10 protein-coding genes are annotated in these 12,263 nt (G+C 59.1%); 6 read left to right on the top strand and 4 right to left on the bottom strand.

The annotated features are described in order from the left end of the window. Positions 1-16: 16 nt before the first annotated feature. From CVU69_06465 to CVU69_06455, 3 genes are all read left to right on the top strand, one after another. Positions 17-1,744, top strand: coding sequence for an outer membrane protein assembly factor (locus tag CVU69_06465; protein PKN12672.1), 1,728 nt, complete (start codon positions 17-19; stop codon positions 1,742-1,744). Then, entirely contained in the window at positions 1,738-5,664 is a 3,927-nt protein-coding gene (locus CVU69_06460) for a hypothetical protein (protein ID PKN12671.1), read from the top strand. Before CVU69_06465 ends, CVU69_06460 begins: the two co-directional genes overlap by 7 nt. Positions 5,665-5,780: 116 nt before the next feature. Continuing rightward, entirely contained in the window at positions 5,781-6,233 is a 453-nt protein-coding gene (locus CVU69_06455; GenBank protein ID PKN12708.1) for a thioredoxin, read from the top strand. 134 nt (positions 6,234-6,367) lie between these two features. Here CVU69_06455 and CVU69_06450 read toward each other — a convergent pair whose 3' ends face one another. Beyond that, a complete protein-coding gene (locus CVU69_06450) occupies positions 6,368-7,720 on the bottom strand; it encodes a DUF1015 domain-containing protein (protein ID PKN12670.1) in 1,353 nt (450 codons plus the stop codon). An 847-nt stretch (positions 7,721-8,567) separates the two neighbouring features. Between CVU69_06450 and CVU69_06445 the strand changes: the two genes are divergently transcribed. The 3 genes from CVU69_06445 to CVU69_06435 all read left to right on the top strand — a co-directional run bounded on the left by CVU69_06445 (position 8,568) and on the right by CVU69_06435 (position 10,355). Beyond that, positions 8,568-9,560, top strand: coding sequence for a hypothetical protein (locus CVU69_06445; GenBank protein PKN12669.1), 993 nt, complete (start codon positions 8,568-8,570; stop codon positions 9,558-9,560). Between the two features lie 118 nt (positions 9,561-9,678). Then, a complete protein-coding gene (locus CVU69_06440) occupies positions 9,679-9,939 on the top strand; it encodes a type II toxin-antitoxin system prevent-host-death family antitoxin (protein ID PKN12668.1) in 261 nt (86 codons plus the stop codon). Continuing rightward, positions 9,936-10,355 carry a VapC toxin family PIN domain ribonuclease gene (locus CVU69_06435; protein ID PKN12667.1) on the top strand — a complete coding sequence of 140 codons (420 nt, stop codon included), beginning with the start codon at positions 9,936-9,938 and terminating at the stop codon, positions 10,353-10,355. Before CVU69_06440 ends, CVU69_06435 begins: the two co-directional genes overlap by 4 nt. A gap of 46 nt (positions 10,356-10,401) precedes the next feature. Here CVU69_06435 and CVU69_06430 read toward each other — a convergent pair whose 3' ends face one another. The 3 genes from CVU69_06430 to CVU69_06420 are packed head-to-tail and all read right to left on the bottom strand — an operon-like array spanning position 10,402 to position 12,213. Further along, positions 10,402-11,172, bottom strand: a complete 771-nt coding sequence (locus CVU69_06430) for a M48 family peptidase (protein PKN12666.1) — start codon at positions 11,170-11,172, stop codon at positions 10,402-10,404. 40 nt (positions 11,173-11,212) lie between these two features. Further along, positions 11,213-11,668, bottom strand: a complete 456-nt coding sequence (locus tag CVU69_06425; protein ID PKN12665.1) for a YaiI/YqxD family protein — start codon at positions 11,666-11,668, stop codon at positions 11,213-11,215. Next, positions 11,665-12,213: a hypothetical protein gene (locus CVU69_06420; protein PKN12664.1), complete on the bottom strand. Its 549-nt coding sequence runs from the start codon at positions 12,211-12,213 to the stop codon at positions 11,665-11,667. The genes CVU69_06425 and CVU69_06420 overlap by 4 nt, the downstream gene beginning before the upstream one ends. Positions 12,214-12,263 lie beyond the last annotated feature (50 nt).

Raw genomic sequence — 12,263 nt, 5'->3', positions numbered from 1 at the left:
TCGGGCGCTGACTCTTTTGTTCCTCTTCCTGCTGAGCGCTACCGTCCACGCTGCCGACCCTCTGGAGATTAACGTTAGCGGCGTCAGCGGAGAAGAAGCCCTGGCCAACGTCCACGCCGCCCTGGTCCTTCCTCCGGGACTGGTGGAGCAGGGGCAGGTCGAGCCGTTGTGGCTGGAGCGTTTCGAAGAGCAGATTCCGAAACGGGTCCGCCAGGCCCTTGAGCCTTTCGGCTATTATGATGCGGAAGTCAGTGTGCAGCGGCAGATGACCGCGCCGGGTCGCTACCTCCTTGAGGTCACAGTGCTGCCGGGGGAACCGGTGCGGACAACGTCGGTTGCGGTGCACCTGAGCGGTCCAGGGGAAAGCGAGCCGCGTTTGCAGCGACTGGTCGCCGACTTCCCCCTGCGTGTTGGCGAGGTGCTGCGGCAGGATCTCTACGATCAAGCCAAGGGAACCCTCAAAGCGCGCGTCCTTGACCGCGGTTATCTTGACGCCGACTTCAAGGTCCATCAGATCCGTTTGCACCAACAGGAACGCCGCGCTGAAATCGACCTCGAACTCGCGACCGGCGAACGCTATTACTTCGGCAAAGCCTTTATCCAGGGGGGGGACGTTTACCCGGCTCCCTTTCTCCGGCGCTATCTCTCCTTTAGTGAAGGGGAGGTCTTCAGCTATCCCCGCCTCGGCCAGACGCAACTCAACTTTCTCGACTCCGACCGCTTCCGCGAAGTGATCATCACCCCGCAAAAAACCCTGAGCGAGGAGTTCCGGGTGCCGATCGAGATCAAACTCGTCCCGGCCGCGCGCCGGCGTCTACGGCCGGGGATCGGTTACGGTACGGACACCGGCGCCCGCACCTCCCTCAACTATCGCGACCTGAACGTCCTTCACCGCGGCCACGAGTTCGTTGCCGACTTGAGTCTCGCCGAACGCCACCAATCCCTCACCGCCAATTATATCGTCCCCGGACTGACGAATATTGAATCCCAAACCGCCCTGCGCAGTGGATTCGTGCGCGAAAATCTGAAAAGCTATGAAACCCGTTCTCTCTTCGCCGAGATCGAAGAACAACGCGGCTTCAGTGGCGGGCGGATCGGCTCTGTCTACCTGCGGCTGTTGCAAGAGGATTACATTGTCGCTGCACAGGACGACCGTTCCCGCATGATCATCCCCGGCATCCGTTTCCGGCACAATCTCTATGCCGATCCAATCCGACCGAAAAAGGGTTTCCGCTACAGCCTGGAAGTCCGCGGCGGCCATCAATCGCTCGGTTCGGATACGGGATTACTGCAATTTCTCGCTTCAGGAAATACTATCATCCCGCTGCCGTGGCAGTTAAAACTGCTGCTGCGCGCCCAAGGGGGAACAACTCTCAAGAACGAACCTTTGGCTGAGATTCCGGCATCGTTGCGTTTTTTTGCCGGCGGCGATCAAAGTGTGCGCGGCTATGCCTATCAAAGCCTCGGCCCCACTGATGCCGACGGACAGGTGGTCGGCGGCGAACATCTCGCGGTCGGCAGCATCGAACTTGAGGTCCCCTTCGGCGAAGACTGGGGAGTGGCGACCTTCTTCGATCTCGGCAACGCCTTTAATGTCCTCACCGATATCGAATGGGCCAGTGGTGTCGGGATCGGGGTGCGGCGTTACACTGTCATTGGCCCGGTCAAAATCGATATCGCCCGCCAGGTCGGAGTGACTGACCCGTCCTATCGCCTCCATCTCAGCGTGGGGTTCGGATGGTGACGACTGTGCTCAAATATGCGGCGCTGACCCTCCTGCTGCTGGCTCTTGTCCTTTTCGGCGCCGGGGCATGGCTGGTCGGCAGCGATTCCGGCAGCCGCGCCCTGCTGGCCGGTGTCAACCGCTGGTCGCCGCTGACGATCGAAGTCGAGATGCTCTCCGGACGACTGATTGACGAACTGCGCCTCGACGGGGTCAAGGTGCGCTGGCCCGGCGGCGAAGCCGAAACCCCGACACTGCGCCTGCGCTGGCAGCCACGGCAACTTCTCCACGCCGAATTGACGATCGAAGAACTCACCCTGGGGGAGATGGTCATCCATCTTGCGCCCGACCCAGCCGGAATTGTTAAAAAAGATAAAAAGCCGCTGCAATGGCCCCGCGTCTCCAGTCTGCCGCGCCGCCTGCATGTAAGTATCGCTTCACTGCAACTGGCCGGCGTGGTCATTCATCGCCCCGAAGCTGAAGCGCTGCAACTTGGACCGCTAAGCGGACGCCTCGACTGGCGTGACGGTATCCTGCGCCTCTCCGCCCTGCAGGCCCGCACCTCCTACGGCTCTCTTTCCGGCGAAGTGACGGCGGGGATGGTTACTCCCGCTCTTGCCCTTCGCCTGCACGGGGAAGACTTCGACGCGAGCACCGGGTTGGAGAAGATTGATCTGACCCTTAACCTCTCGGCCGGAAAGGGTGAGGAGGTCCTGGCCGGCCCTCTGGTTCTCGATCTCCACACGACGCAGCAGGGGAGAGTCCACCTCAACTCCGACCTCGGCCTCGCCACCGCCGGGGTCGAACTCCGAAACCTCCTCCTTTCCCGCAGCGTCGCCGCCGGCGAGGTGCGCGGCCGGATACGCTACAACTTCGACGACTCCGTCACTCCCCTACTCCTCCAGCTTCAGCTCCTGGGCGTTGACCTGACACCGGAGACGGCTATTGCCACGGACCTCTCCGGTTCTCTCGACCTCACCGGCAGTCCGGACGCTTACCGCGGTCAGTTCGATCTGAGCAACCGCGGTACCGCCTGGCGTGACCTTCATCTCGCCGGACGCCTGGCCGGCAACCGACAGCAACTCGCCCTGAGCAAGCTTGATGGTCGACTCCTCGCCGGTCAACTTGCCGGCGCCCTGAATCTCGACTGGAGCGGCCCCCTTAGCCTGACGGCAGCCCTGCAGGGGACAGGTCTCAACCCTGGTGTCCTCTCCCCCCCCCTGGTCGGACAGCTCAACTTTAACCTTAACAGCACCCTCCTCCTCCCACCGGATGCCCCCCTGCAACTGGAGCTTACTACCCAACTGCACGACAGCATCCTCAATGGCCATCCCCTGACCGGAGCTGTTTCGGCCCGGCTGGATGATGACGATTTACTCCTGCGCCACCTCGAACTCCATGGTAACGGCATCGATCTGACGGCAGCGGGCCGATTACAGGAACGAGTGAACTTCTTTGTCGCGTTCCAGCACCTCGAAGAGCTGTTACCCGACGCCACTGGAGCCGGGAAAGCAACCGGCTGGGTGCGCTGGCAGGGAGGAGAACTGACCGGCGCCGTCAACAGCGAGGGAACAACTCTCACTTATGCCGGGCTGAGCATCAATCACGGGGCGCTTCGTCTGCAACGTCCGACGCCGAAAAGTCCGATCTCCCTTCGCGCCGATCTCAGCGTTATCCATTACCAGAACTGGAGTTTCGATCGGCTCGAATTCGAAGGGGACGGACTTCCTGCTGAGCACCAACTAGGTCTCGCTCTGACGTGGCCGCAGGGGAAGGTCCAGGTCGAAGCGACGGGGAGCTATGAGGCCGGAAGCTGGTCCGCAAAGATTCTCCAGTTGACCGGGAAAGAACAGGTGCAGGGAGCCTGGCGCCTGGCCGCACCAGTGACACTGCTGGTCGATGGCAAAACCCTGCGCTTCTCCCCGCTGGAACTGACCAGCGAACGCAGCGAATGGATTGAAATCGCCGGGATTTACGACCGCGGCAACGGAGCGGGAGAGATGACCGCCCAGTGGGATGATCTGGAACTGGCCCGCGCCAACCCCTGGCTAGCGGAGCTGCAACTGACCGGAGCCAGCACCGGCGGCGTAACAGCGAGATGGAAAGAAGATGGTGCCCTGCGTCTGCAGGGGAAAGTTGTTGCCGCCGGCCGACTTGAACAGGGCGACCTCAACCTGTCTGTCCAGCGCTTGGCAAGCGACTTTTCCTGGGATGAAAAAGGTCTTACTGCGTTGTGCGATCTCAATCTCGCAGCGCAGAGCCATGTCTCCGCCCGCCTCACTTCTCCGGAGCCGGGGAAACTGGCGCTGCCGCAGCGCCTGACCCTGCAACTCGACTGGGACGGACTCGGTCCCGAGCTCATCGCCCCCTGGCTCCCCCCGACTCTGGCGATGCGCGGGAGCCTCTCCGGGGCCCTGACGGCCGAGCTTTTTCCCGGCCGAATCTTCGAAGTCGTCGGCGAAAGCACGGGCAATAACGTCGTCCTTTCCTGGAAACAAAAACGCGGGGAGGTGAGCATGGCGTTGCGGAATGCCGATGTCACCTGGCGCTGGCAGAAAAAAACTCTCGACGTCGATCTTGCCTTGACGCTCGTTGACCATGGTGAAATCGCCGGGAAGCTCTCCCTGCCACTGCCCACCACCCTGCCCGTCGCCATCATTCCTGCCGGCCCCCTGCGCGGTGAAATAAAAGGACGTTTCCGTGAGCGGGGATTACTGACCACCCTGCTGCCAGGGCTGTTGCGGGAAAGCCACGGCGATCTCGATCTCGACCTGCGCGTCGCCGGCAGCTGGCAGCGGCCCGCACTCGCCGGCAATCTGCAGCTGAGCGGCGCAGGGGCGTATCTCCCCCAGGCAGGCATTACCCTCCGCGACCTGAGCATAAAGGCCGACTTTGTTGACGACAAGGTGCGCGTTTCTGCCGTCAAAGTTGCTTCAGGGGACGGACATCTGACCGGGGAAGGCGAGCTGCGACTGCAAAACTGGCAGCTTGCCGAATTCAGCGGCAAGCTCGACGGGGAACGCTTTCTCACCCTCAATCTCCCGGAGTTGCGAATTGTCACCAGCCCCGCCCTCACCTTCAGCGGCACTACACAAACAGCCAAAGTACGCGGTGAGATCAAGCTCCCCGAACTGCTGGTGCGCGGCCGCCAAACTAAGGCCCCCCTGCGGCAGCATGCCGACGTCGTGATCGTCGATGCGCCGCTGACCGACGATCGCGAACGGCCGCTGGATCTCGATCTAGAAGTCCGCCTCCTCCTCGGCGAGCGGGTGCTGGTCGATTTCGGGGGGATCGACGCCCGCCTCAACGGCGAGGTGATCGTCACCGCCCGCGGTAACGAAGAGATCAACGGTCGCGGCAAGATCAGTGTTGTCCAAGGGGATTATGCCGCCTACGGCATGAAACTCGACATCAGTCGCGGCTCCCTCCTCTTTGCCGGCGGCCCTATCGACCAGCCGACTCTCGACATCCTCGCCCTGCGCAAAGCCGGCGAGGTCCAGGCCGGAGTCCGGGTCGGCGGCACGCCGCGTGCGCCGACAGTAACCCTTTATTCCGAACCGTCGATGCCCGATACCGACATCCTTTCCTATATCGTCCTCGGCCGGCCGATGGGGAGCGATGCCGGACAAGCCGACCTGCTGATGGTAGCGGCCGGCGCCCTCCTCGCCAAGGGGGAGTCGACGGTGCTGCAGGATCGACTGCGGCGCCGCGTCGGGCTGGATGTAATCGACATTCAATCCGGCGACGGTGACCTCACCACTTCGGTGATCACCGTCGGCAAGTACCTCAACCCCAAACTCTATATCAGCCTCGGTCACTCCCTCTTTACCGGCAGCAATGTCGTCGGCCTGCGCTACGACATCAGTGAACGCTGGCAGGCAGAATCGACGGTCGGCGAGGAGAGCGGGGTCGACCTCTTTTACAAAATCGAGTTCGACTGAGCACGGAGAGTACGCAGAGTTTATCTGCGCACCGTTCCTGCTGCGGCGACAAGAGTCCTCCCTGCGAAGTCAATTGCGAAGGAATAACCATCAAGAAAAGGAGAAGCGCCATGAACATGGCAGTATCAGGAACAGGTTGTGCCCACAGTAAATCCTTGCATGAGAACACCAGAAAAACTGCTGCTGGCAGGAGGATATTTCTTGCCGCCGCCCTGCTGACGCTAACGACCGTTACCGCCCACGCCGACCTCCCTTCGGCCACTGCGGCAGCAGTCAATCAGGCACTCTCTTCGGGAAAACCGACAATCATCGATCTCGGGTCACGCACCTGTGCTCCCTGCAAACAGATGGCCCCGATCCTTGAGTCACTGGCAAAAGAGTACCGCAGTCAAGCAAACGTCCTCTTCATTGATATCGATGAAAGCGAAACCGCCGCACAAAAATTCCGCGTTCAGGGGATCCCGACGCAGGTATTGTTCGATACTCAGGGGAAAGAGATCGACCGGCATATGGGATTTTTGGACAAGGCGGATCTTATCGAAGGACTGAAGCGAGCCGGACTTAAGTGAACATTGTCGAACGGATGAGAATAGGCTAGAAAGCAGAGACGTCAAGTCCCTAAATCTCAAATTTCAGATTTAGGGACTTGACGTCCTGACGTTTTACACGCTCAGTGAAAGTTACTCTCGGCCCCCCTCCCCTTTCAGCTCACAATCCGCCGGCACTCCAGATAGAAACGCTTTTCGTCCGCATCCCCCATAGAGAAGGTCTTGCGCGGCAGGGCGCCATCGAGAATGATCGTTTTGAAGAAGTCGTACTTGGAGATCGCCGGGAGATAGAAACCGATATTTCCGGTTTTACCGCCGAGAGCGCTGACCGGCGCCTCGCCGTGGATATAGTCGATGCGGGCGGCACGGTTTTTGGTCAAGAATTGGTCAAGGAAAATCTGCAACGTCGCAACTTCGAGATGCAGGGGAGGCTGGTCGATGACAAAGAGCCCGCACTCCGCGCCGGCGACAAAGGGGATGAGGTGCCGCCCTGCCTGCTTCAGAGTCTGTAACTTTTGGACGCTGGCCGCCTGATCAACGCAGCGCTCGCAGCGGAAGCTCGCCCCCTGGGCGGTGTAGAACGCTTCAGCCTGCGCCGTCATCGTTGCCAGATCAGCATTGAAGATCACCCGGTGGATCGCTTCGAACTCCAGCCCCGGATCGTGGACATTGACGAGTTCAACCAGGGCGTAGCGAGCGGGGTGATCCATGATCGCAGCCGGATCCGTCGCTTCGGCCTTGAGCTTCTCCCAGATCGCCTTGGCCGTGGCAAAGGAGTGGTTGCCGTCCCCCATCGCGTACAGAACCGGTGCCTGCCCCGCCACCTGATATTTTTCGGCAAAGCGCGCCGGATCGGCAAGTTGCGCCAGTGCCGCCCCGACCTGGCCAATACTGGCCACGTCATTGACCCGCCAGCCCTTGATATGCCCCCCGTTCTCCATCAGCTCAAAATCGTAAGCGAGTTCGAGATTCCGGGCAAAGAGGGGTTCGATGACGCTCCGCTCCGGGTCGTCGATGAGGACCATAATGTGCGGGAGCTCGATGCTCGCCCCCTGGCGCACCTTGATACGCGGCGGCAACCGGTCGAGGATCGTCCCCTCGGTGGCACGAATCAGGGTCGTTGCCCCCTCGCGGTAGTCGTAGGCTTCGAGATCGAGGGCCACGACCAGTCCCTTGCGCGACGGGACAGCGCAGGTCTGGCGGTCGACGAGGATAAAGCCGGGCTGCGCCTCCTCCTGCAGGATGCCGGCATCAAGGTAGTGCTGCATCGTCGTGTTGATCCCGGCAATGCGACGCTCGGCATCGGCTTCCGCTTCTTCAAGGTAAACCTCGGGGAAGATCAGATTGAGGGTCGAGGGGTTCGTTCCGACAGTGGCGCTGACCTTCTCCCAGTATTCGGGCTCCGAGGTGTACTGGTCGCAAGCGATCACTGCCCACTTGCTCATGTCGGTGCCCGGCTTGGGGAGGAGGATGGAGGGGATGTTGAGGCCGATCGCTGCGAAGTCCATGCTATTGAGTCCTTATCTACTGGAGAGATTTTCTGTGTCGGTTGATTTTCAAACGGGCTCCATTGTTAACATGTTTTTGACTGATTGAAAATAGTGCAATAGAGGGTAAGTGGGTTCCCCGTACGGGCGCATCGTATGCGCCCGCCCTGCTCCGACCGGTCGTAACCGGGCAAGTTCCGGGGGTTGCGCCCCCGACGACGCCCTACTTACTTTTGCTTGCTCAAAAGAAGTAGGCAAGAAAAGAGCACCCCATCGCCTGGCACGCTACGCGGGTTCCCTGCGCACGGCAGACGTTTGGCGGGCGGACAAAAACTCGCTGCGCTCAAACATTTGTCCACCTTTATCGCCAAACGTCCACCGCGCTCCGGCTGCGGCGAAAAAGGGGAACCCCAACCCCCTAAATGCGAAAATCGTTGGTGTAGACAAGGGCGCACCTGTGTGTTTGCCCGATTTGGCTCCCCTCCTTGCTTAAGGAGGGGCTGGGGGTGGTCGGTCCTGCGTTCCGGTGGCGGCACAGGGTGAGATTTCGACCAGATTTTCTTTGACAGCGGGATGAGAAATCGACAAGAATCGGAGCCTCTTGATTCGACTGGAGGGATTCGATGCAAAATTTCAGGAAGATGAAATCATAACCGCCCGACGACAGCACGCTGTCCGGGCGGTTTTGTCTTTGAGGGGGGGACGATCTCGTGCCAATTACTATGAGGTTCGATGAAACGACCCTGCGGGAAAAGCTGCGCTAACTCAAGGCAAAGTGGGACCCGGAGACGAGTGTATGTTTTTGGTCAAGTAGGAAACGATAATTCCGCCAGAGTTTCTTGATGCCTTAAAATCCAAGGAGAACAAAATGATTAGCGAAATTGCCCATAAAATAAACGAATTGTCTCATGGCTATAACATCGGCGGGCTACAAGAAATAAGGAAAAAGCTGAAAGGGCTTAGCAGGAGACCCGGATCGGAGATATTTGCAGATGCGTCAATCAGCAACGATTGGGCGTTTCATTATGGAGGCCGGAAAGAGCTACAGTTTAACATCGGTGATGAAAATGAAGGACTTAGATATGGAATAGCCTTTTCTCTCGAAGCCAGTCAGACCCTTCCAGATATTTCCTTACTCTTTCCAAAGATTCTAAAACTCAACCAATTTATCAGAGAAAATCCCCATTTTTTTTCAAATTACAACATGTGGCATTATCACAGAAATTCAAGAAGCCCGATAGGCCCTGTTGTTGAGATTTCTGCTAATTTACTGGTTCCACGGACTTTCATTTTCATAGGGAAAATTCAGGAAAGTGATGAGGGGTATACTGAGATATTAACAACATTTGACGAATTATTAGCACCATACATTTATGTCGAGAAAGAAGAAGTCTCTGGAATAATCGAATTTGAGCAAAGTAATGCACGACCTACATTCGTTTTCGACCCCAAGGCGAGTCAGTTGCCTCAATCCAAGGAGTACACACTTGAAGAAAGGTCCGTGAACCTCGAAATAAGGCACTCTATCCTCCAGGGGAAGTTAATCCAATTGCTAATTGATAAATGGGGCAAGGAAAATGTTTCAGCCGAGCAATCAATTTTTGGCAAGAAAATTGACGTGGCACTAAGGCGAAACAATGAATTTGATTTCTATGAAATTAAGATCTGTGGTTCAGCAAAAGCTTGTATCCGGGAGGCAATAGGACAAGTGTTGGAATACGCATATTGGCCTTCTGGCGAAAATGCTAAGAATCTGATCATTGTTGGAGAAGAGCCGATAGACAACCAAACCGAGAAATACTTGAAGTATTTAGGTGACAGATTCAAATTACCTATTCGATATGAGCACTTGTCTATATGAAAGGCTTGACAGACCCGCGATAAAACCTGCTCACCGCCCACACGGAGCAAAAATTGTTTGAGTACACAATTCGTGGTATTGTGTAGACACAAATACACTGACAAGAAAGGAACACGGCATGCATACCGTCGGAATCCGTGAGCTTAAGGCCCATCTGAGCACCTACATCGGTCTTGCCAGCCAAGGGGAAGAGGTCGTTGTCACCGACCGGGGGAGGGAGGTGGCACTGCTCCTCCCCATCACCCCCGAACGCCGGGCCGTCCTGGGCCTGGTGGCGGAAGGGGGGGCGACGTGGAGCGGCGGAAAGCCGGCCGGTCTCGTCGGAGTGAAGATTGAGGGAGATCCCCTTTCGGCAACCGTCATCGCGGAGCGGCGATGATCCTCTATTGCGACACCAGCAGTCTGGTCAAGCTCTATGTTGAGGAAGAGGGCTCGGCAGCGGTCGGCGTCTGGGTGGGCAAGGCGGACATGGTCGCCACCTGTCGAGTAGCGCTCCCCGAAATGATCTCCGCCCTGACCCGGCGTTTTAACAGCCGCGATCTTGATCAAGACAGCTATCGCCGGCTGCAAGAGGCGATCCGGGCAGACTGGAAACATCTCGTGGCCCTCGATTTCGACGAACAACTCGCCGCCGACCTGGCCGAACGCCACTCCCTGCGCGGTTTTGACGCCGTGCATCTCAGTGCCGCGCTACGCCTCGCGACCAGGGATCAGCTCACGCTGTCTTTCTCCTCGTTTGATGATCGGCTCAATCAAGCAGCCAGGGCAGAAGGTCTCGCGGTGATGGAGCCGTAATCCTTATCGACGCCCAAGCCCTCCCTTCCATCCCCCCAAAGCAGAATCAATCAACCTTCCGCGGCTGCTGCGCTTCATGCAGCCACGCCGGCAGTTCATGCCAGGCACGGCGCATAATCTTGCGCAGTGCCTCCGAGTCGGGTTGGTGCTGCTGCAGCAACCGCCAGAAACGGGGAGAATGGTTGAGCTCGACCGTATGACAGAGTTCGTGCAGCAGCACGTAACGCACCTGTTCCGGCGCCAGGAAGAGCAGATGCCAGTTGAGGGAAATTGTCCCGCGACCTGAACAACTCCCCCAACGGGTGCGCTGCCCGCGGATCTGACCGCGCACGTAGCGAAACCCGGCGGCAATGGCCAGCTCCTGCAATTGCGGCAGCAACGTCATCTCGGCGCGTTGCGCCAGCCACAAGCGCAGCACCCGCCGGCAGAGTTCTTCATCTGCCACCGCGCCGCGTAGCTGCAACTCTCCCGGCGCGAGAGTGGCTGCGCGCACGCCAGACATCCCGCTCTGCGCGTACGCCACTGTCCAGGTCTCGCCGAGGGCCGGCAGCGCGATGCCCAGGGGGAGCGGCGCCGGAGCGGTCGGAACGGGCAGCGCGGGCGGCATGGCGGCGAAACTGGTCAGATGCTTGATGATCCACACGCTCTTGGCAAGGACCACCGCATCGACCCGCGCCAGGGTGACGCCGAGCGGCACCGTCACCTGCAGCCCGGCCTGGCGGCTGAGGCGCAACCCCACGTGCTTGGCCCGCTGCGAGCGGCGAATGTGATAAGTAATGCTGCGGCCGTCGCTGAGGGTGAGGGTGCGAGTCGTCATGGGAAATCGTTACCTGTGAATTAAGAAGAGACGCGCCGGTTCAACCTGGTCGATTCAATCGGGTCAGAGTCCGGTCCAGCGTCGCCGCAAAGCGTTTCCGGTCATTCACACCAAAGGGAGGCGGGCCGCCGGAAACGAGGCCGTCGTTGCGGAGGTCGGCGAGGAGATCACGCATCGACAGGCGTTCGTTGACGTTGGAATCGTCGTAGAGGTCGCCACGCGGGTCGATGGCGAGAGCGCCGGCGCTGACGATGCGGGCAGCGAGGGGAATGTCGGCGGTGATGACGAGATCGCCGGGGGCGACCTGCTGGGCAATATAGTCATCGGCGGCATCAAAACCACCATGGACATGCACCGAAGTAATCAGCGACGAATGATGCCGGCCCATCGGCTGGTTGGCGACGAGACAGACCGGCAACTTCAGCCTCTCGGCCGCCTTGAAAACGATCTCCCGCGCGAGACGCGGACAGGCGTCGGCGTCGATCCAGATGATCACCGCTCCCCCTGGAGAAAGAGGATCTGCGATTCGAGCGTGTCGTTGCCGATGGTGAGATAGATGTTTCCCTCGGTGATCGTCAGCGACCAGGTAATTGCCCGCTGCAACTTGGCGACAATCTGGCCGACAAAGGCCGGCTCCAGCGCGAGGATCGTCAGGTTGTCGATGACCGCGAGCCTGGGGAACATCGCTTCCTGCCAGCGCCAGAACGCGCTGGCACTGCCGCTGGCGATCAGCATTACCTTTTCGGCATGACGGCTGACCTTGCGCAGCCGTTCGAAGTCGGGGAGGCCGACCTCGATCCATTCCCGCACCCGCCCATCCGGCTCCTTGGTCCAGAGATCCGGCTCATCCGCCGCGGCAATCCCCTTGGTAAAGCTCAGATCCTCGCTGTAGCAGAGGGCGTATGCAAAGAGACGGGCAATGAGCCGTTCATTGGTCTCGGAGGGATGACGGGCAATGGTCGTTTCGAGTTTTTCATAAAGATTACGATCGAGATCAGCAAGTTCGATGCTGACGCGGTAGATCGTGGAGGGCAGAGCCATGATAGTTTCCTTCGGGAATGACACAAGTTTTTGTGGTAGATGCGGCTGAC

The organism is Deltaproteobacteria bacterium HGW-Deltaproteobacteria-4 (assembly GCA_002841765.1).
Classification (GTDB): Bacteria; Desulfobacterota; Desulfuromonadia; order Desulfuromonadales; family UBA2197; genus UBA2197.
This window is presented reverse-complemented; position numbering and strand designations above follow the sequence as displayed.

Coding starts and splice junctions, on each gene's coding strand:
- CVU69_06430 (PKN12666.1), bottom strand. CDS start 11,172: ATGACGACTCGCACCCTCACCCTCAGCGACGGCCGCAGCATTACTTAT.
- CVU69_06435 (PKN12667.1), top strand. CDS start 9,936: ATGATCCTCTATTGCGACACCAGCAGTCTGGTCAAGCTCTATGTTGAG.
- CVU69_06455 (PKN12708.1), top strand. CDS start 5,781: ATGGCAGTATCAGGAACAGGTTGTGCCCACAGTAAATCCTTGCATGAG.
- CVU69_06445 (PKN12669.1), top strand. CDS start 8,568: ATGATTAGCGAAATTGCCCATAAAATAAACGAATTGTCTCATGGCTAT.
- CVU69_06420 (PKN12664.1), bottom strand. CDS start 12,213: ATGGCTCTGCCCTCCACGATCTACCGCGTCAGCATCGAACTTGCTGAT.
- CVU69_06460 (PKN12671.1), top strand. CDS start 1,738: ATGGTGACGACTGTGCTCAAATATGCGGCGCTGACCCTCCTGCTGCTG.
- CVU69_06440 (PKN12668.1), top strand. CDS start 9,679: ATGCATACCGTCGGAATCCGTGAGCTTAAGGCCCATCTGAGCACCTAC.
- CVU69_06450 (PKN12670.1), bottom strand. CDS start 7,720: ATGGACTTCGCAGCGATCGGCCTCAACATCCCCTCCATCCTCCTCCCC.